Source organism: Hujiaoplasma nucleasis, from assembly GCF_013745115.1.
GTDB classification, from domain to species: domain Bacteria; phylum Bacillota_I; class Bacilli_A; order Izemoplasmatales; family Hujiaoplasmataceae; genus Hujiaoplasma; species Hujiaoplasma nucleasis.
The window spans coordinates 410,277-430,760 of record NZ_CP051151.1 but is presented as its reverse complement, the minus strand read 5'-3'; the positions used below and the strand labels follow the sequence as shown (position 1 = coordinate 430,760).

Below are 20,484 nucleotides of genomic sequence, written 5' to 3'. Positions count from 1 at the left end.
ATCAAATTATCCTAAAATTCCTATATAATATAAGTAAATATAAGAAAAGCTGACGCTTCATTACTTGAAGAATCAGCTAAACTATTATTTATAAATATATTTTTTAATCCTCAGTGCATTTAAGACTACAGTGATTGAACTTAGTGACATAGCCGCAGCAGCCATCATCGGATTTAATAGTGGACCTCCTAATGCAAATACGATACCAGCTGCAAACGGGATTCCTAAAGTGTTGTAAGCAAAAGCCCAAAATAGGTTTTGCTTAATATTTCTAATGATTCTCTTACTCATCTCTAAGACTCTTACAATATCTAACAAATCATTTTTCATTAAGATAATATCACAAGAAGTAATGGCTACATCAGTTGATGATGATAACGAAATCCCAATGTCAGCTTGTTTTAAAGCAATAGAATCATTGATACCATCACCTACCATAGCAACTTTTTTTCCAAGTTTTTGAAGTTTCATGATTTCCTTATACTTATCTTCAGGTAAAACATTAGCATGGATACTCTTCACTTTCAACTGATTAGCCACCATGGCAGTAGCCTCATAATTATCTCCTGATAAAATGTGGGTTTCAATGCCAAGTTCATTAATTTTCTTAATCATTTCAAAAGCAGAAGCTTTCACCTGATCACTAATGGTTATGTATCCTAAAACTTTATTCAAAGACCCTAAATAAATAATAGATTTATTAGGGGCATTTATATGTAACTTCTTAAAATCAATACCCATTTGTTTTAAGTACTTCTTACTTCCTAAATAGAATTTATTGTTTTCATAAGTAAATTCAATGCCTTTACCTGGGGTTTCTTTATGAAAAGTAAATTCTAAAGTTGGAACTGGATGGGTATTTACATAAGTTTGAATGGCTTTAGCTAGGGGATGATTTGAATTCTTTTCAGCAGAGTAAATCAATGATAATAATTGATCCTCTTCCATATTTAAAGGAATGATCTCATTAACAATCGGTTTATTTTCTGTTAGGGTACCAGTTTTATCAAAAACAATAGCATCAATTTTATGAGCGTTCTCAATGGTTTCACCATCTTTAAAAATAATACCATGTTTAGCAGCCATGCCTGTACCAACAATAATTGAAGTAGGGGTCGCTAAACCTAAAGCACAAGGACAAGCGATGACCAAAACCGTTATAGCAATGGTTAATGAGAAAATCAAACTTTGACCTGCGATTAACCATATCACCATGGATAATATAGCAATAAACAATATGGCTGGAACAAATATACTTGAGATACGATCGGCTAATTTAGCAATAGGCGCTTTAGACATTTCAGCCTTTTCAACCAAGTCTATAATTTTTGCTAAAGAAGTATCCTTGCCAACACGTTTGGCTTTTATTTTAATCAAGCCAGAGTTATTAAGACTACCTTGAATAACCATTTGATTAACATCTTTATTGACAGGTAAAGATTCACCAGTAATCATGGATTCATCAATAGAAGTCGAACCTTCAATAATAATCCCATCAATGGGAACTTTAGATCCTGGCTTAACCAATAATAAATCGCCAACATTAATTTCCTCAACAAGAATTTCCTTTTCTTGATCATCATTGATTAATATCGCCTTATCAGGCGTTAAATTCAATAAATCTCTTACAGCCGAAGAAGCTTTTCCTTTTGACAAGTTCTCTAAATACTTACCTAACAAGATTAATGTAAGGATGGTGGCAGCCGTTTCAAAATACAAGTGATGCATATTGCCAGTATTTGCAATCATAACCATAGCGTATAAACTATAAATAATAGAAGCACTCGTACCTAATGCGATTAAAGAATCCATGTTAGGGGTTCTTTTCCATAACATTTTAAAACCCTTAAGATAAAAATCTCTACCGATATATATAGGTGGAAGGGTTAAAATTAATTGAACAATAGCAAATACCATTGGATGATGCATAGGATCCATGAATTTTGGCAATACCAAACCAATCATTTCTCCCATCGAAATAAATAATAGCAACAAAGTAAAAACGATTGAAACCATTAAGCCTACACGTTTAGCTTTGTTCTCTCTTTCAATAGTTTCATCAGTATAATCATCTTCATGGTGACTAATGTCTTCAGTTTGATAACCTGCTGATTTAATGACTTTTTTGATATCATTTATTGATATTTTGTCTTGATCATAAGAGATTAAAGCAGTGTTTTGAAGCATATTGACCTTACATGATTCAACACCTTCTGTTTTTAATAAGGCTTTTTCAATAGTTTTTACGCAATTAGCGCACGTAATGCCTTTAATTTTCATAGAAATATCTTTAGTATCTATTTTTAAAGTGGCCTGATAACCTGCACTCTTCACTGCAGAAATGATTTTGTCGTTGTTGACAGAATCATCCATTTCAACATCCATCTTTTTTAAATTTAAATTAATATCGACATTTTTAACTCCATCGATTTTTTCTACAGCTTTTTTTACATGACTTACACATGAAGCGCAAGACATGCCTTCTACAACAAATCGTCTTTTCATGATGACCTCCTATTAACATTATAGCAAAGCACCTATATTATTGATAACAATATCACTGTAAAATAACCACCGAAGTGGTTATTGAATATATTTTATATCTGATTTCTTGATATTAAATACTTTACTGGTTAAATCAACGACTTTATCTATATATTTCTGCTTTTCCACTTCAAATCCTTTAGCATGTTTGGCCCCAAGTATAATCAATAAATCCTTGTCTTTATTCTTTATTGACGTATAGATAGTTTCAGTCATTGCGTGAGTAACAACCCGATCATTTTCACTATGGATAAGTAAAACAGGAATATCTGTTTTTTTAATAGCCTTGAGTGGATTAACTTCTTTTAAGAAAAATTTCAAAAATAGCTTAGTATTAAAAGTAATGCCTGGTAAAAACAATCTTAAAATTGGTTGTCGTGTGGATAAGGCTAATGAATCTCTAAAGTTTGTAAAACAAGAATCTAAAACAAGAGCTTTAACTTGTTTTGCTTCTCTAAATTTCATGGCCATAGCTGCAGTTGAAGCCCCCATTGATACACCATGTAATAAAATTTGACTATCAGCCCCGTGATTTCTTGTGATAAAATGAAGCCATTTTTTCAAATCATAAGCTTCATAATAGCCAACAGATGTAAAATTACCTTCAGATAAACCATGACCTCTTTGGTCAATGATTAAGACTTTAAAACCCAAATCAGAGTACATCTTAGCAATAATAATCATATCAGTCGCCTTACTCTGATAACCATGGATGACAATAGCGACTTTTTGTGACTTTTTATCATGTGAAGGAATAAAAACACCGTGAAGTTTAATGAAATCATAAGCAGTAATGTATTCATCCTCTTTAGGGATGGTTTCAAACCATTGATAAGCGGCCTGATAAAACTCATCTTCATGGTTAACTAGGTCAATAGGCTTGTTTTTATAAGCAAAAAAAATACTACGATATAATTTATATGAAATAAACCAATAGATAGCAATGATGATTGTAAATCCAATTAAAAAATAATATTCATTTTTCATTGACATACCTCCGTAAATATTCTATCATAAAGTAGCCCAAAAAAAAGTATTTACAAGTCTAAAATACAATATTTTAAGTATTTTAAAGCAGACATAGAAAAGACTTAGGATGCCCTTAAAATTATTAAATGATTAACAAATGTTTTTTGTTGACTTAAATAGACAAATTGTGTATAATACTTTCGTATGCATACCGCACAGAATTGGTCACAAACGTTCTTAGAACTACCAACGATGGCGAGTCTTAAAAAAAGAGGGGGTGCGAAACATGTATGCAATCATCGAAACAGGCGGAAAACAAGTAAGAGTTGAAGTAGGTCAAGAAATTTTTGTTGAAAAACTTAACGTTGAAGCTGATCAAGAATATACTTTTGATAAAGTATTAATGGTCGGAGGAGACAAAACAAAAATTGGAACACCTTATGTTAAAGGTGCAACTGTTACAGCGAAAGTTGTTAAAAATGGTAAAGCGAAAAAAATTATAGTTTACAAATACGAATCAAAAAAAGATTACCATAAAAAACAAGGTCATCGACAACCTTATACAAAGCTTACCATTGAAAAAATTAATGTCGGATAATAAAAAAACATATATTATGGAGGTGTTTTAAGTGATACTTAATCTACATATACTTGAGATGATGGCTTCTAAAAAGGGGACTGGATCAACTAAAAATGGTCGTGACTCAGCGGGTCGTCGCCTAGGTGCTAAATTAGCAGATGGTCAAGTTTGCACAGCTGGATCAATCATCTACCGTCAAAGAGGTACAAAAATCCATCCAGGTGAAAACGTTGGTATTGGAAAAGATGATACATTATTTGCTAAAGTAAATGGAATCGTAAAATACGAAACTATTGGTAGAAGTAAAAAACAAGCTAGTGTTTATCCACAAGCATAAATTTAAAACAGGAAAATTCCTGTTTTTTTTTAGGTTTTTATAATTTTATTATATAATAATATTGGTGATCTTATGAATTTAAAGATAATGGGTCAAAATTTAGACGATTCTATTCAATTAATAGAGTCTAATACAATTCAATATCATCAACAGATATATCAAATTCCAGATGAATTTGACTTTCTTGTCATTGAGTTTAAAGATAAAAAACAAGATAATAAAATTTTGTCTGAATTCAAAGACACCATGCAGAAGTTGGATATAGATATTTCTATTATATCTCTAAAAGATTATCTTCATATGATGGATAAAATAGATGATTATGACCTGAAAAACCGATGTCATCATTATTTGTATGAAAAAGAACGAATGATACAAGCACAAGCATCACTAGAAAATCATGATTATATGACCTTGGGTCAATTAATGAACCAATCATATGATTCTAATAAGAATTTTTATACGCAAAGCACACAAAAACAAGATCAACTAATCATATTTTCAAGAAAATTCGGTTCAATAGGTGCCAATATCGATAGAAATCATTTAATTGTATTGGTTTCTAAATCAAAAAAACAAAAGATTTTTTATGATATAAATCAACACTACAAACAAATTTATAATGATAATTTGAGGCTTATATGATTAGACTTGCCAATCAAGAAGATTTAGTTGTTATCAAAGAACTAGCCGCATTGGTTAGAGAAAACATGCAAAATAGTGGACTCCAACAATGGTTGGGTAATTATCCTGATATTGATATATTTCAATCTGATTTTCAAAAATCAGGTCTTTATGTCTACCTGATAGACAATCAAATTATTGCCTCTATATCCATTTTACCTGAAAATGACCCACCCTATAAGGAAATTCAATGGATAAAAGACAAATCATTGGTCATACACAGATTACTTGTCCATCCATATTATCAAAAACAAGGCATAGGTAAAGCTATGTTTGAAAAAGCAATAGAAGAAACAAAAAAAGGCTATCAAAGTCTTAAAGTAGATACTCATCCTGACAATCATAAGATGCAAAATCTAATATTAAAGATGAATTTTAAATACATGGGTTATTTATCTTCCATCAATAGACTTGCTTACGAATTAATTGTCTAACTATGTTATAATAAAAAAGAGGTGTAAACATGTTTATAGATGAAGTAAATATTCTAGTAAGATCCGGCAAAGGTGGCGATGGAAAAGTCGCATTTAGACGTGAAAAGTATGTGCCAAAAGGTGGTCCAGCTGGTGGTAATGGGGGAAAAGGTGGTTCCATCATTTTCCAAGCTGATGAAGGTAAATCAACCCTAACTGACCTTAAATACCAAAAACATGTCTTTGCAAAAGACGGTGAACCAGGCAAAAACAAAAATATGGCGGGTAAAGACGCTGAAGACGTTATCGTCATGGTGCCCATAGGTACCATTATATACAATGAAAAAACCAATGAAGTATTGGCTGATTTAACCAAACATGGTGAACAAAGCCTTATCGCTAAAGGGGGACGAGGCGGAAGAGGGAATACCGCTTTTGCTAATTCTAGAAATAAGGCTCCTAAATTCCAAGAAAATGGAGAATTAGGTCAAGAACTAGATTTAAGAGTAGAACTAAAACTTTTAGCAGATGTTGGTTTAATTGGTTTTCCTTCAGTAGGAAAATCAACACTGATAACCATTTTATCAAAAGCCAGTCCTAAAATAGGAGACTATCCATTCACAACCATCACCCCAAATTTAGGTGTTGTTGAATACGCAGGTGTTCAACCCTTCGTATTAGCGGATATGCCTGGATTAATTGAGGGCGCTCACCAAGGAGCAGGCTTAGGAATACAGTTTTTAAAACATATTGAAAGAACCAGGGTCTTACTTCATATGGTGGATATGAGCCCAAGTTCTCTAAGAGATCCTTACCAAGATTATCAAACCATTAATAATGAGTTGGAAAAATATGAATTTGACTTATTGAAACGCCCACAAATCATTGTCGCAAGCAAAATGGATGAAGATGGGGCAGAAGCCAGACTCAAAGAATTCAAAGATAAACTTCCAAAAGATACGAAAATTTACCCAATTTCAGCCATGACCAATCAAAATTTAAAAGAACTTGTCTTTGGAACTAAAGCATTATTAGACCAAACACCATTTTTCTATGAAAAACAAGAAGTTGTTGAAGAATACGTTGAATATCATTTTGAGGAAGAAAAGGATATTGAAATTAGACGTACAAAAGATGATACTTACAATGTCACCGGCGCACTCATAGAAAAAACCTATAGACAAAGGTCTTTAGCCACTGATGAAAACATTCAAGCCTTCTTAGCTAAGTTAAGAAAGGCTGGTTTAGACCAATTATTAAGAGAATCTGGTGCTAAAAACGGTGATACAATCATTATCTATGATCTAGAATTCGAATTTGTCGAATAATTTTCAAAAAATATTATGTTGAAAATATATTTTTTAAATGAAATAAAAATGAAGTTAATATATTCTTAAAGTATATTTTATATGTTATTAATGTGATGTGAATTTGTACAGGAGGCCATATGTATTCTTATATAAAAGGAATTATCAAGGAAATAAACCCTAAATACGTGACTTTAGAGAACCATGGTATTGGTTATTTAATCATCACACCAAACCCTTTTAATTTTAAAAAAGATGAAGAAGTGACTATTTATCTTTATCAGAAAGTCTCTGAAGACGCCATCAATCTTTTTGGTTTTAAGTCTATAGAAGCAAGAGAATTGTTTATTAAGTTAATATCTGTTTCAGGTATTGGGCCAAAATCGGCTGTGGCTATCTTAGCCAGTGGACCTGTGAATTCAATTGCGGATGCAATTGAATCTGGTGATGCTAAATATTTACAAAAATTCCCTGGTATTGGTCCTAAATCATCAAAACAAATCATTTTAGACCTTCAAGGTAAGTTAGATATTGAGCCAAGTATTACTTCACAAGTATTCATAGAAGTTGAAGAAGCCTTAAAAGCCTTAGGTTATGGTCCAAGAGAAATATCAAAGGTTATTCCGAAACTCGACGAATCAAAAGCCATTAATGATTTAATTAAAGATGCTTTATCCTATATGCTTAAATAAGATAGATTGAATAGTCTATTCATTAAAAAGATGCTAGTTCACTGAACTAACATCTTTTTTTACTGTATAAATTTAATACGAACTATTATATGGTAAATAATCCTTTAAGAAAATCTCTATCTTTTGACTTAGATAAAGCCAACATTAATAATATTCTAGCTTTTTGACCATTTAATGAAGTAGACATGATACAACCCATTTCCGTAAGGAATTTACCACCACCAACATAGCCATATGAATCTAAAGTACGACCACTAGGACATCTAGAAGCAATAATTACAGGAATATCATTGTCTAAAGCTCTTTGAATACCATCAATCATCTTTGGTGGAACATTACCCCTACCCAAGGCTTCAATCACGAATCCATTGGCTCCTTGATCAATTAAATAGTTAATTATCAATGAATCTTCACCAGCTACAGCTTTAAGCAAATAGACTTTATCCACTAAAGCGTCAATTTCTAGCTTATTTCGAACAACAGTGACTAACCTATGATAAAGTACCTCTTTATTATCTACGATGCCTACAGGGCCATAATCTAATGATTTAAAGGTATCTAAGGACAAAGTATTACTTTTTGTAACTTCAGAAGCAGCGTTTATCTGATCATTCATGACGACTAAGACACCACGACCCTTTGAACTAGGACTTTTAGCAACCAAAATTGATGAAACTAGGTTATTTACACCATCAAAACCTAAATCAGACGATGATTTCATAGAACCTGTCACAATAATAGGTAAATCAGTTTCAATTGCTGTATCAAGAAAAAAAGCAGTTTCCTCTAAAGTATCCGTGCCATGAACAACAATAAACCCTATTGGATCATCCTCACGGATGATTTTTTTGATAATTCTTGAAATTTCAAGCATCATGTCAGGTGTCATCGATGGAGAAGGTATCTCAGAGAATTCTATAACTTCAGTTCCCTCAGTAAGTTCAGGACCAAGAAAATTTTTCATAATTTCATGGGCATGTAAAGCAGGTTTAACTGAGTGAGAGACATCGTCTATCTTCATAGAAATCGTCCCGCCAGTAAATATCATAAAAAGTTTTTTCATAAGCATCACCTCATTCATAAGAGTATTATATCACATGGTCTAAAAAATGAAATCATTAAATTGAAGTTTAAGGTCAATTGTCGGTTAATTTTCAAAGGCAAAAAACGAAAGGAAAAAATCAAGACCCATATTTACAAGTAAAACCAGTATAGCCTTATCAACATTATCAACATATAATTAACCGTGCGCCAAAGCTAGAGCATACATTTAAGTTAACATAATATACATTATAGGAACAAATATAGACTTATAAAAAATAGCGGAATTATCCACAAAACAATATCTTTTGAAATAAATAGTGTGTTTATCTAGGGTTATAGCTTCTATTGCTAGTGTATAATCATGTTCATTTTAATCTTGTGACTATGTTTATTTTGCGATATCAATGTTTCACAAACTTTTTACTAATTTTTTTAAAAATTTGCCGCTGGGTCAATTTTTTTATAACCGGATGGGTCAATATATGGACTAATGAATTTAAATTGCTTAGAATTGATTTTCGTCATAAAAAAAAGAATCAGTCTAAAACCAATTCTTCTTCTACTGCTATGGAGAGATGTCTTGCAAATTCATATGCCAATTCGATAGCTTGGTCAACTAATTGATTTGGATCATGAGCATCTGCATTAATCATGGCCCTTGCATTTTCTTCTTTTACGATTTTCCAAAACTCTATTCGAGGATAAGCCATATAATATTGACCATCTACTTGATGTTTCTTCTTTCTAAAGCCATTGGCATTAATTTCTAAAATTGTGTCGGTTTTTTTAGCAGTTTGGATGATTTCACGAGAAATTGCCTTCATTTCATCACTTATTTGCCCTTGATTAATTAAAAAAATGTCTGGATGAGCTATGATTTTAAAATAACCTGTATGCATGGCTTTAATCAGTGTTTCTTTATATATTTGCATATCTTCAATACTTTTAATTTTATAGACAGATAGCAACTCACCTTCTTTTTCAATATAGTGTTGGCCTAATATAAGATAATCTAAGTGTTCTAAAAGCGACTCATAATGCTTATGATAACCATTAAAATACTCTATTTCTAGACCTCGATAGATTAATATGAAATCTAAATAATGGACAATAGCATGTTTCAATTGCCTAATATACTCAGGATATTCCTCTGAAGTCATTCTCACTGAACGTTCATTTAAAAAGTCAAAAGGCGCATGGTCTGTAATACCAATAGCATCAAAACCATGTTCTATAGCCTTTAATACATAATCTTCAATACTGCCTTTAGCATGTTTACATAAATCACAATGGGTGTGATAATTAGCTTTATATGTTCTCATAGTACCTCCTGGGGCTAAGTTCTTTAATATTCGTGGGACGATTTATACCCATGAACATGACTTTATGTTATAATTATATCATAAAGGAGGTTCATATGAGCCAACCATTAGCTGATAGATTAAGACCAACAACATTTGAAGGGGTCATAGGTAATGAAAAATTAAAAATACTCCTAGAAAACTTAATTAGTAAAGACCAATTATCATCTTTAATACTATATGGTCCTACTGGTGTTGGTAAAACCACAATCGCTAGGATTATAGCCTCTTATTACCCTTTAAATCATTTTAATTTTAATGCATCTACTGATAATAAACATTCTTTAAGAGATATCATTGATGCTGCTAAAAATTATAATCACACCATCCTATTTATTGATGAAATTCATCGGATGAACCGTGATATTCAAGACTATCTTTTACCCTATGTTGAAAAAGGCAATATTATTATGATCGGTTTAACCACAGAAAATCCATATATATCTGTCAATCCTGCCATTAGAAGTCGGGTATCTATTTATAAATTAACCAAACCATCTACTGAAGAAATTGAAAAATACTTAAAAAATCTTGATTTAAGCGATTTATATCCAAATTCGACTATTGATGAAGACGTCTTCAAAAAAATCGCTGTAGCGGCAAATAATGAGGTCAGATCTGGAATAAATATGCTCGAACTTGTCCTAAACGCATCTACTTCTTTGCATATTGACCTTATTGAATTAGAAAAATATTTACCACAAGCTCAAATTTCCGCCTTTAAAACAGGTGATGATTATTACGATGTTTTAAGTGCATTTCATAAATCAGTAAGGGGATCAGATGTTAATGCAGCATTATATTACCTAGCTAGACTCATTCAAGCCAATGATTTGAAATCACTTGTAAGAAGGATTAAAGCCATCGTATACGAAGATATCGGATTAGCAAACCCTATGATGGGTGTCAAGGTAAATGCTGCATGTGAGATTGCTGAAAGTATTGGCTTTCCTGAAGCTGTGAATGCCTTATCTGCCATTGTCATAGATATGTGTATATCTCCTAAATCAAATGCAGCTCATTTAGCCATTAATGAAGCCTTACAAGATGTTTCATCAGGAAAAACCTATCCTGTACCAAGCCATTTAATCAATAATCCTACCTATGATAATGCTAAAGACTATAAATACGCTCATGATTATCCAAATCATATCGTAAAACAAGATTATCTACCTAAAGAACTACAAGGTAAGACTTACTATAAGCCTCAAACTCATACAAAAATTGAAAAAGCTTATGCTGAAGAATATGAAAAGAATGAAAAAATAATTAAATAATTAAAAAAAACGAGTCAAAGTGAATTGACTCGTTTTTTATATTTATGCCTTATGCAGGAACATTCATTACAAACAAACTAAATGTACCAGTATCAATGGTTGACCAAAACTCTACTTGAATATAGTAAGTTACACCGGCTTCAAAGTAATAATTAATATAGAAATTACTTGCTTCACCATCATCATCACTATCAATAATATAGTCAAAATATGAATCATATAAATAAGCGTAAGTATCGTAGGTTCCTACTGAATATATTTCATAATATCCAGTTGTTTGAGGAACGAATTCATAGATGATTGAATCTCCACCAATGCTAATATTGGCTAAAGTCTCAGTATTTTCATTTATGATTGGATAATCCAAATCGTTTGCCCAATGGACAATCACGTTATCAAAGAATGCATAATCACTCCATCCTGCAGGTTGTACACTATATTCTGTCATGATTTCTACTATATGCTCAATGCCCATTTCACCAAAAGCCATTATTCCTATTTCCGTAACATTTAAAGGAATATATACCATATCTACATTAATGTTTCCAAAGAAAGCATAAGAACCAATCTTGGTGATTGTACTTGAGATAGTAACTTCGGGATCATTAGTCATATAACGTATAATTCGAGTCATATCATTTGAATAGAAATTACCACCATAGGCAATAACATCTCCCATGAAGATATTATATAAACTTAATAAGTCAGTTACATAGACACTTGTGTCAGGAATTTGCTTAAAATTATAAGTATCTGTAGGATAAGAAATCATATAATTATTGACAGTTTCTTCATCACCTTCTAAAATTTCATAAGCAGATAAACCATTGGCCCCATCAATACCATTGGTACCAACCAAAGTTAATAACTCAATAAGATTATGCCATTCATTTTCAGCTTCATATTTCCATTGAACATAACCATCAGCCACTTGTAATATAATTTCTTGACCATCGCTACCATCACTACCTGTCATGGTTGATAAGTCAAGTAAGTTATTCCAAGTTGAATCACCGATATATTGCCATTGATCAAAACCATCTAAAACTTGAAGAGTGATTTTTTTACCGTTATTACCATCACTACCTGTCATGGTCGATAAATCAAGCAAATCATTCCAAGTTTCATCCCCAATATACTGCCATTGAACAAAACCATTAGCCACTTGTAAAACAACCTCATGTCCATCACTACCAATCATGGTCGATAATTCAAGCAAGTTATTCCAAGTTGTATCTCCAAGATATTGCCATTGGATATAACCCTCAAAAACCTGTAGAGTGATGACTTTAGTCATATCACCTATGATGGTTTGAAGATTGATCACTGTCAACCAAGTTTCATCACCACTATATTGCCATTCAATAAAACCTTCATGTAGTCTTAAAACGACCTCACGACCATCTGATCCAGTCAAATCTAATAAAGAAATCAAATTTGACCAAGTTTCATCTCCTACATGTTGCCATTGAATATAACCTTCAAAAACCTGTAATTGAACTTCTTTGCCATTTTCACCTGGTAAACCTTGTGGACCTCTGATAGATTCTAACCAATCTTCATAAGATTCGGTAAAAGCACTTGAAGTCACCGCCAACTCATAAATTTCATAAATTCTTTCATTGATCTCAATAATTGATTCAGTGGTTGTTTCTCCTGTTAATTCTGTTGAAGTATCAACCACATTGGTGTCTCCTGTTAAATCAGTCACACCTGGAAAACCATCACATGCTGTTAAAGCCATTGTAAGCAATATTAAACAACATAAACGCAACAGTTTCTTCATACTATCCTCCCCTTTAAATTCATTTATACCTAATTTTATTTATATTACAGAAATAATGAACATCAATATCATTTTTCAATCAAATTGGTTATTATAAATAAAATTTAAAATAGATTTCATATTAATCTATATAAAATGTAAAAAACACCTGTAATTAGAATACTAACAGGTGTTTTAATCTATATTTAAATGCCTTTTCTTTTTTGTTCACCCCATTGGCCTTTTTCAAATAAAGCACTAAAGAATGAATAGATTCTATGTAAGGATAATAATTGTCTATAGCCAAAATTTTCAAGTATAGCAAAGACAATTAAAACCCATAAATCTTTTTTCTTCATATATTCAGATTGACTTTCTTGAATAAGGACTGAAAACAAAGAAATGATTATTCCTAAAATAATAGATAAACCAAAGATTGCTAAGACGATTGTCGGTGATAAGAAACCAAAAATGAAGCTTAAAATTAACATTAAATAGCCAATCCATTCAAAAAACGGTCCTAAAACTTCAAATATATAGAAATATGGAGTGGCTAAAAAACCAATTTGCTTGTATTTTGGATTAAACAATATTTGCCGATGATAACTCAATATATCTAATAAACCTCGATGCCATCGGTTTCTTTGTTTCAATAAAGTTTTCATATCACTAGGTAATTCAGTATAACAATTGGCATGATAGACATAACCAATATATTGCTTCTTCTTTTCTTTCATTCGTTCATAAGTTAAACGAACCACCAGTTCCATGTCTTCACCAACAGAATCTTTTTTCAGCAAACCTGAAGAAGTAATATAACCACCAATCCTGATAATATCTTTTTTATAAAATAAACCAAAAGCACCCGAAATAATTAATAATGACTTAGCTTCAGACCACCCAATACGCCCAGTTGTAAAAGCCCTGACATACTCAATGGCTTGAAAGCGAGTGATAGATTCCTTAGGTAACTGTTTATCTTCTATATAACCATGATCAATCTTACAACCATTGGCTGGAACAATATTTCCCCCCAAAGCAACTGGCCTATGACTATAATCTAAAGAAGATGACATCAACCTTAATAAGGCATCTTGTTCTAATACACTATCAGCGTCAATTCCGCAAATATAAGGATAATGAGCAACATTGATACCAACATTTAAAGCATCAGCTTTACCACCATTGGCTTTATTGACTACAATTAAATGAGGATACTCTGGATTCTTATAAATACCCCTAACTGCCTTGGTTTTTAAAGCCGTTAAGAAGAAAGGATGATGTCTTTTTAAGTTAAAATGTTTAATTAAAACATTAAGTGTTTGATCTTTAGAACCATCATTGACCACAATCACCTCATACTTAGGATATTTTAAGTTAAGTAAAGACCTAACACTGGTAATGATATTGACTTCTTCATTATAAGCTGGAGCTATGATAGAAATAGCTGGTAAAAGTTCATCTTCATATAATAAATCCAATGATTTTAAAAACCATAACTCATTTTGCTTATATGAACCTCTTAATGAAACAAACATTAACATTAAATAGATAATATTAGCAGCCACGAAATAATAAATAAGGTTTCTATTTGTATCTAAAACAAAGTTTTTAATAATTTCATAGAAACTTAATTGTCCAAATTCACCTAAATGACTCAAAATTGATAATAAAGGATAAAATATTATGGCAATAACAAACATAATGCTTAACCAAATAATTTTTGATAACTCAGGGGCTTGTACTTCTTTTTTGACAACTTCAGGTGTTTTAGAATGATAATCATACCTATTTAAAATTTCTTCATCAACATAAATTAAAATTTCATCTAAAATATCAGGATGATTTTTTATAGTACTTTCAATAATATTAAATATTTTTCTTTCTAAATCAATATCACGATTTTGATTGATAAAAGCAATAAAACCAGATAAATACTTATGTTCTAAAATCAAAGAAATATTTTTTTCAGCCATACTTTGTTCATTTGAATTTAACTTTAATAAAATATAATCAATTTTCTCAGATAAAATTTTAGCCAATGCCTTCCTTTGATTATCATCACTTAAAACAGTCTCATAATAAAAAAGTTTATTTAAAATCATTGGTTCCTGACTAATATTTGAAATAGCTTCAATAATAAGTTGGTTCTCCTGTTGGTGATGAGAAAGTACCTTAAATAATTTTTCGATAAATAACCACTGCTTCTTATTGGCATAAGCTCGATAACCATAGTTTTTAATATCAATGAAATCATGATTAATCACCAGTTCATCTAATAAAAAAGGATCATTAATCGTCTCTAAGTATGATAAATAAAGAGTCATTAGTTTACGATAAGAATCACTTTGCTTAGAAGTAAACAAATCTCGCATATAATGATCGATTTCATCTGGTAAATCATAAGATAATTGCTTCCTAGCGACCATAACTTGAATAAATATATGTTCATAGATAAAAGATGTTTCTTGTTTATGAACATAAGCTTTAAAGACAGAGAAATGATTGGCGATAAGAATGGCTATACGCTCTAAAACAACATGGTTGATTCCTTGAACCTTCATCAAGACTTGATCAAAAATCTCTTGATTCATTTGATTGATAGAAAAATAGAGCAAATAAAACAAAATAACAGGATTCTTTTCTCTAATAATCATAGGAGTTAAAAAATCATGATCACTCAATATATAGGTTAACTTATGGGCAGCTAAAAGCCGTTTTAATTTATAAGGGCTTTGACATTGTTTTTTTAAACTTTCAATGTATTTTTCAGTAAATAAATTTCTTCTTACTTTATTTAAGGCATCCTTAGATAAGTTTAACTGCTCTTCTATTTCTTGAATAGAGTCAAATAAACGTCTTTGTGGAAAATTGAGAGGTTGATGTTGGTAGTTTTCTAAAACATTAAAGACATAATCTCTGATGATAGGTTCATTGACTTGTTTTCTTATGTGTTTTCTTTTTTGATTAAAAATAAAAACTAAAATAATAATAATGAATATAAAAGCTAATATATAGATGACTCTTAATAATTCAATCATCGAATAGACCTTTCAACCAAACCTAAGAGTTCAACCATATAAAATGGTTTTTTAAGAAAATAATTAACTTTTAAACGGTTGGCCCTTTCAATTAAGGCTTCATTTTTCATGTGAGATAAGAAAATAAAAGGAATATTTGCATAATATGAAGATTCATTTAATGATTTTTTTAATGAAAAGCCGTCAAGTTTAGATAAATTAATCTCTGATACGATTAAATCAATATGATATTTTTCAATAACACTTAAGGCCTCCAAAGGGTTTCTCGCATGGTAGACCCGATATGAATGATCTTGAAAATAATGGGTAATTAAGTTGATATTAACTTGTTCTTCATCAACCAATAAAATATTATTTTTATAAAAAACTGCCTTCTTAATATCTTTAAAAACAATGGAGCCCTGTCCTTTGTTTTTAGCAAGTTCAAGTTTCATTTCTAAATCATGAAACCAATCATTAATTTTTTGCATAGGTTGAATAAAATCCTCTTTGCTTAAATTAATAATACCCATGCTTATGGTAACAGCTTTGATAAATTGATCATTTTTTAGGACTAAATTTCTAAGATTCTCAGCTCTTTTTAAGACTTCTTGATCGTTAGACTTTGATTTGATTAGTATAAAGCTAGAACCTTTACCCCTAAATAATAATTCGTTTTTAACAAGTTGATTACTAATGATGTACTTGAGAGTATTCATAGTATCATCGCCTATTTTTACAGAAAATTCGCGATTAATTTCTATCATTTGGTCTATATCAAAATTGATTAAATAAGCATTTTCTATATCAATATGGTCTAATAAATACTGTTTAGCCATTTCTTTATTATATAGTCCCGTTACTGGACAACGCATTAACTGATCTTTGGTTTTTGAGATTTCATCATTCATCTTTTGAATAGATGATTCAAGGTTAGTATATTTTTCAAGCATTTCTTGATTTTGTTCTTCTAGTTTTCTTGACCTTAATTCATATATCTGTGGCTTGGCTATTTTATAAGTTAAGGATATACGATTAATCAAGGTTTCTAATGCATTTAACCAAGCGTCTCCACCTTGAGCATAGATAATATCAAAGAAACGATTCCATAAAGCATAACCACTTAATTGAGAATGGACATCAACCGGATCCCAAGTAATCGTGATGGGTGATTCTCTAAAGGTATGATTTATTAGTTCAATAGAATATAATTGCTTAAGTCTTATAGAAACTTGGACTAGATGCGATAAAAAATCTATTTCTTCTGCTTTAGCAGATACATTATAGATTTGTTTTGGTGTATTATAAAAATCTAAAGTATATAAAAATTTAATGCTTTTCTTGATTAATTCTTTAGCAATAATTTTTCCATGTTGAGGACAAATAAGACTAATGTCCATAGAAAGAAAATCTTTCATGATGGGTCTTAAAAACTCACTGCTTGGCATATAATTTTCATGAAAAACAGCCATAGAATCAAGATAATCTTCTTTTGCTACTAAGTTATTATCTTTAGACATTCCTCCGAATAAATCACCAGAAAAAAGAATTTTTGCTTTATTATCATAGGTCACAAAAGATCCTGAATAATGTAAAAAAGGTGTCATTATAAAGGTAAATTTTCTAGTAGATTTTAGAGTTAATTGATAGTTATTTTCTTTGATTAAATAAAATGAAGATTTCAAATTATAGAAATCTAATATTTCTTTAGTTCGCCATTCTGTCACAATTTTTGCATGGAGCCCTTTTTCTTCAAATAAAGGCAAAGAAGATGTTAAGTCAGGATCTGGATGACTGATGATCACATATTTAATATTCTTTATAGGAGTTATAGTTTGAACATCAAAAAAAACCTCATCAAAATCACTCAAAGAACCTGGTTCAATGAAAATAGCTTCTTCTTGGTCAAGAATTAAATAAGATATAGAATTTATATGTTTTTCAAGACTTGATTTAGTAATTAAATAAACTGATTCAGATAATTTTTTAATCATATAACCACCTTTATTTTATTATATCACGTAAATTGAATGTAAAAATAGATATTTATAAAAAAAAAGATGGATTTCTCCATCTAAAAGTTTATAGTATACGGCAAACATGATCCTTTGATGTATCAATAATCACAGGAATAATGATTGGTTTTCTTTTTGTTGTTTGTATCAAATAGCGTTCAATTTGATGTCTTAAGTTATCTTTATATTCTTTCCAATCTATTTTTCTTTTTGAAAACTGTTTTTTAGTTTCTAACTCATAGATAATTTGTATTTGTTTAACAATCTCTTCGTTATCTTTCATAAACAAATAACCTCTAGAGACGATTTCTGCTTTATTTAACATGACCTTCTCATTGGCATCAACATTAGCTGTGACAATTAAGAAACCATCTTGAGATAAGAGTTCTCTTTCTTTTAAAACGATAGCATTCAAGTCGCTTTCAAAATTTCCGTCAACCATAACAGTTCCATTTTCAACCATATCATGATGTTTTTCAACTTGACCATCAGTAAAGGTAATTACTTCACCATTATCTAATAATAGAATCGAATCATCTTTATAGCCATATTCTCTAGCGATATTTACTTGAGCATTCAACATCCTATATTCGCCATTGATAGGAATGATGTATTTTGGTTTTAATAAAGCATACATTAACTTAATATCTTCACTAGCAGCATGGAATTGAGATAAGTAGTTTTTATCAATTTTTACAACTTCACAACCAATTTCAGAAAGAATATTAAAGGTTTTGGCAGCTATTTTTTCTGTTCCGATGACCGGTGGAGCCATGGCTAAGATGGTATCTGTTTCAATCAAATTAACCAATCGATCATAGCCTTTAGCCATACGTTGCAACATAAAAAACGGTTCATGTCGTTCTCCAGTAACCAAGAATACTACATCATCAAATTCATTTTTATTATTTTGATCAATGAATTTTAAATTAACCAATGATTCTTCTGGTATTTGAATATAACCCATTTGTTCAGCAATAAAAACTAGTCTTTGAGCCTTACGACCAATGATGGCTAATTTTTTGTTGGCTAAGACTGCTTCATTAACCACCATTTGAATGGTTGAAACAGCTGTGGAGTACATATTAACTAAAATACGGTGTTTTGCTTTTTTAAATACCGATCTGATGGATCTTTTTAAATTACCATCTGTCGAAGAATGGCCAATATGTATGGCTCCATTTGATTCACCCAAGAAAGCAAGAACACCTGTATCAGCAACTCTTGCTAATTTTTGAAAATCAGTTTTAAAATACTGACCTACATTTTGATCAAATGTATAATCCGTCGCATAGACAATAGCCCCATCTTGAGTATAAACAACGATAGCTGCACTTAAAGGAACTGAATGGGTTGTTTGTACATATTCTATTTTAAAATCTTTAAATTTTATAGCTTTATTAAAATCAACAATCTTAAAATCAAAATCATTTGGATTCATTTCATTTTCTTTTAACAAATCTTTAGCCATTTCTGCTGTGTAATTTGTTGCATAAACTGGTTTTTTAAAACTTTGTAAAAGTTTTGGTAAAGCACCAATGTTTTTATCATGGGCATGTGATAAAAAGATGCCAATAATATCTTTTTTTCTTGATTCTAAATAGGAAATATCAGGGACCAATGCATCAACACCCAACAAATCACCTGAAGGGTGTTGTAAACCACTATCTAAAATAATTAGTTTTTCATTAATATCAAGAACATAAAGGTTCTTGCCTGAATCTCCTAAGCCACCTAAGGCAAAAAATCTAATTTTACTCATTTTATCCGCTCTTTTCTAAAAAAAATTTCATATCTATTATACAACATTTTTAAGCTTTTTTAAAAGGTTATGTTTTTAATCCTTATTTATCTTACTAAAGCTATGTGAATATGGTAAAATACTTATGGTGATTAAAATGATAAACTATCCTAATAAAAAAAGAAGGCAAGATCGAAAAATTGTATCTACCGCCAATCGTGGTATGAATTTTGAAAATATGATAAACCAAACCAATGAGTTTTATCTTAATAATGATTTGGCCATCATTCATAAGAAACCCATTCCAATTCAAATAGTTAAAGTTGATTATAAACAAAGATCAGCTGCCAAAATAGTTGAAGCTTATTACAAGTTACCTTCAACCACTGATTATAATGGCATTTACAAAGGTAGATATATTGATTTCGAAGCAAAAGAAACCAAAAATAAAACTTCTTTTCCCATTAAAAACATCCATGAACACCAAGTTATTCATTTAGAACAGTGTGCTAAACATGGCGCAATAGCTTTCATCATCATCTATTTTTCACTTTTAGATAGAATTTTCTTCTTAGACCAAAAGTATGTATCTGAATATTATCATCGAGCTAAAAATTCAAGAAAGTCAATCACTTTAGCAGAAATTGAAAAATATGGTATAGAAATTACTGAAGGTTATCGAAAACCAGTAGATTATTTAAAAGTAATTGATGAACATTACTTATAAATTCAAAA

16 protein-coding genes and 1 other annotated feature are annotated in these 20,484 nt (G+C 30.7%); of the genes, 8 read left to right on the top strand and 8 right to left on the bottom strand.

All coding sequences use genetic code 11. From position 1 onward, the window contains the following. Positions 1 to 84: 84 nt before the first annotated feature. On the bottom strand, positions 85 to 2,505 hold the full coding sequence (locus HF295_RS01915) for a heavy metal translocating P-type ATPase (protein ID WP_312032161.1): 2,421 nt from the start codon (positions 2,503 to 2,505) through the stop codon (positions 85 to 87). A gap of 78 nt (positions 2,506 to 2,583) precedes the next feature. Continuing rightward, positions 2,584 to 3,531, bottom strand: coding sequence for an alpha/beta hydrolase (locus tag HF295_RS01910; protein ID WP_312032160.1), 948 nt, complete (start codon positions 3,529 to 3,531; stop codon positions 2,584 to 2,586). 180 nt (positions 3,532 to 3,711) lie between these two features. Continuing rightward, positions 3,712 to 3,786: a sequence feature (ribosomal protein L21 leader region), on the top strand. A gap of 13 nt (positions 3,787 to 3,799) precedes the next feature. Here HF295_RS01910 and rplU point away from each other — a divergent pair. The 6 genes from rplU (at position 3,800) to ruvA (ending at position 7,526) form a co-directional block, all read left to right on the top strand. Further along, positions 3,800 to 4,111 carry a 50S ribosomal protein L21 gene (gene rplU, locus HF295_RS01905; protein ID WP_312032159.1) on the top strand — a complete coding sequence of 104 codons (312 nt, stop codon included), beginning with the start codon at positions 3,800 to 3,802 and terminating at the stop codon, positions 4,109 to 4,111. 58 nt (positions 4,112 to 4,169) lie between these two features. Continuing rightward, positions 4,170 to 4,430 (top strand): 50S ribosomal protein L27, encoded by a 261-nt coding sequence (gene rpmA / locus HF295_RS01900; protein WP_376739678.1) that lies wholly within the window; start codon positions 4,170 to 4,172, stop codon positions 4,428 to 4,430. A 72-nt stretch (positions 4,431 to 4,502) separates the two neighbouring features. Then, positions 4,503 to 5,075: a hypothetical protein gene (locus HF295_RS01895; RefSeq protein ID WP_312032158.1), complete on the top strand. Its 573-nt coding sequence runs from the start codon at positions 4,503 to 4,505 to the stop codon at positions 5,073 to 5,075. Next, complete coding sequence (locus HF295_RS01890) at positions 5,072 to 5,548, top strand: GNAT family N-acetyltransferase (RefSeq protein ID WP_312032157.1); 477 nt, start codon at positions 5,072 to 5,074, stop codon at positions 5,546 to 5,548. Before HF295_RS01895 ends, HF295_RS01890 begins: the two co-directional genes overlap by 4 nt. A 29-nt stretch (positions 5,549 to 5,577) precedes the next feature. Next, positions 5,578 to 6,855: a GTPase ObgE gene (gene obgE, locus HF295_RS01885; protein ID WP_312032156.1), complete on the top strand. Its 1,278-nt coding sequence runs from the start codon at positions 5,578 to 5,580 to the stop codon at positions 6,853 to 6,855. A 119-nt stretch (positions 6,856 to 6,974) separates the two neighbouring features. After that, a complete protein-coding gene (ruvA, locus tag HF295_RS01880; protein WP_312032155.1) occupies positions 6,975 to 7,526 on the top strand; it encodes a Holliday junction branch migration protein RuvA in 552 nt (183 codons plus the stop codon). Between the two features lie 85 nt (positions 7,527 to 7,611). On the opposite strand, the gene HF295_RS01875 is transcribed toward ruvA, so the two are convergent. Together HF295_RS01875 and HF295_RS01870 are read right to left on the bottom strand one after the other, a co-directional pair. Further along, positions 7,612 to 8,589: an asparaginase gene (locus tag HF295_RS01875; RefSeq protein WP_312032154.1), complete on the bottom strand. Its 978-nt coding sequence runs from the start codon at positions 8,587 to 8,589 to the stop codon at positions 7,612 to 7,614. 517 nt (positions 8,590 to 9,106) lie between these two features. Further along, positions 9,107 to 9,892, bottom strand: coding sequence for a histidinol-phosphatase (locus HF295_RS01870; RefSeq protein WP_312032153.1), 786 nt, complete (start codon positions 9,890 to 9,892; stop codon positions 9,107 to 9,109). Positions 9,893 to 9,987: 95 nt separating this feature from the next. Between HF295_RS01870 and HF295_RS01865 the strand changes: the two genes are divergently transcribed. Further along, positions 9,988 to 11,208: a replication-associated recombination protein A gene (locus HF295_RS01865; protein ID WP_312032152.1), complete on the top strand. Its 1,221-nt coding sequence runs from the start codon at positions 9,988 to 9,990 to the stop codon at positions 11,206 to 11,208. A gap of 49 nt (positions 11,209 to 11,257) precedes the next feature. Here HF295_RS01865 and HF295_RS01860 read toward each other — a convergent pair whose 3' ends face one another. From HF295_RS01860 to HF295_RS01845, 4 genes are all read right to left on the bottom strand, one after another. Continuing rightward, positions 11,258 to 12,994 carry a leucine-rich repeat protein gene (locus HF295_RS01860; protein ID WP_312032151.1) on the bottom strand — a complete coding sequence of 579 codons (1,737 nt, stop codon included), beginning with the start codon at positions 12,992 to 12,994 and terminating at the stop codon, positions 11,258 to 11,260. Between the two features lie 185 nt (positions 12,995 to 13,179). After that, positions 13,180 to 16,014, bottom strand: a complete 2,835-nt coding sequence (locus HF295_RS01855) for a glycosyltransferase family 2 protein (RefSeq protein WP_312032150.1) — start codon at positions 16,012 to 16,014, stop codon at positions 13,180 to 13,182. After that, positions 16,011 to 17,987 carry an oxygen-binding di-iron domain-containing protein gene (locus HF295_RS01850; protein ID WP_312032149.1) on the bottom strand — a complete coding sequence of 659 codons (1,977 nt, stop codon included), beginning with the start codon at positions 17,985 to 17,987 and terminating at the stop codon, positions 16,011 to 16,013. The genes HF295_RS01855 and HF295_RS01850 overlap by 4 nt, the downstream gene beginning before the upstream one ends. A gap of 88 nt (positions 17,988 to 18,075) precedes the next feature. Beyond that, complete coding sequence (locus tag HF295_RS01845; protein ID WP_312032148.1) at positions 18,076 to 19,770, bottom strand: ribonuclease J; 1,695 nt, start codon at positions 19,768 to 19,770, stop codon at positions 18,076 to 18,078. A 136-nt stretch (positions 19,771 to 19,906) separates the two neighbouring features. On the opposite strand from HF295_RS01845, the gene recU reads away from it, so the two are divergent. Next, the gene (gene recU, locus HF295_RS01840; RefSeq protein ID WP_312032598.1) at positions 19,907 to 20,476 is read left to right on the top strand and encodes a Holliday junction resolvase RecU; all 570 of its coding nucleotides are present in this window, start codon (positions 19,907 to 19,909) and stop codon (positions 20,474 to 20,476) included. The last annotated feature ends 8 nt before the right edge of the window (positions 20,477 to 20,484 follow it).

Bases quoted from the DNA above. Each gene is read 5' to 3' on its own strand.
- HF295_RS01915 (WP_312032161.1), bottom strand. From the start codon at position 2,505: ATGAAAAGACGATTTGTTGTAGAAGGCATGTCTTGCGCTTCATGTGTA.
- HF295_RS01910 (WP_312032160.1), bottom strand. From the start codon at position 3,531: ATGAAAAATGAATATTATTTTTTAATTGGATTTACAATCATCATTGCT.
- rplU (WP_312032159.1), top strand. From the start codon at position 3,800: ATGTATGCAATCATCGAAACAGGCGGAAAACAAGTAAGAGTTGAAGTA.
- rpmA (WP_376739678.1), top strand. From the start codon at position 4,170: ATGATGGCTTCTAAAAAGGGGACTGGATCAACTAAAAATGGTCGTGAC.
- HF295_RS01895 (WP_312032158.1), top strand. From the start codon at position 4,503: ATGAATTTAAAGATAATGGGTCAAAATTTAGACGATTCTATTCAATTA.
- HF295_RS01890 (WP_312032157.1), top strand. From the start codon at position 5,072: ATGATTAGACTTGCCAATCAAGAAGATTTAGTTGTTATCAAAGAACTA.
- obgE (WP_312032156.1), top strand. From the start codon at position 5,578: ATGTTTATAGATGAAGTAAATATTCTAGTAAGATCCGGCAAAGGTGGC.
- ruvA (WP_312032155.1), top strand. From the start codon at position 6,975: ATGTATTCTTATATAAAAGGAATTATCAAGGAAATAAACCCTAAATAC.
- HF295_RS01875 (WP_312032154.1), bottom strand. From the start codon at position 8,589: ATGAAAAAACTTTTTATGATATTTACTGGCGGGACGATTTCTATGAAG.
- HF295_RS01870 (WP_312032153.1), bottom strand. From the start codon at position 9,892: ATGAGAACATATAAAGCTAATTATCACACCCATTGTGATTTATGTAAA.
- HF295_RS01865 (WP_312032152.1), top strand. From the start codon at position 9,988: ATGAGCCAACCATTAGCTGATAGATTAAGACCAACAACATTTGAAGGG.
- HF295_RS01860 (WP_312032151.1), bottom strand. From the start codon at position 12,994: ATGAAGAAACTGTTGCGTTTATGTTGTTTAATATTGCTTACAATGGCT.
- HF295_RS01855 (WP_312032150.1), bottom strand. From the start codon at position 16,014: ATGATTGAATTATTAAGAGTCATCTATATATTAGCTTTTATATTCATT.
- HF295_RS01850 (WP_312032149.1), bottom strand. From the start codon at position 17,987: ATGATTAAAAAATTATCTGAATCAGTTTATTTAATTACTAAATCAAGT.
- HF295_RS01845 (WP_312032148.1), bottom strand. From the start codon at position 19,770: ATGAGTAAAATTAGATTTTTTGCCTTAGGTGGCTTAGGAGATTCAGGC.
- recU (WP_312032598.1), top strand. From the start codon at position 19,907: ATGATAAACTATCCTAATAAAAAAAGAAGGCAAGATCGAAAAATTGTA.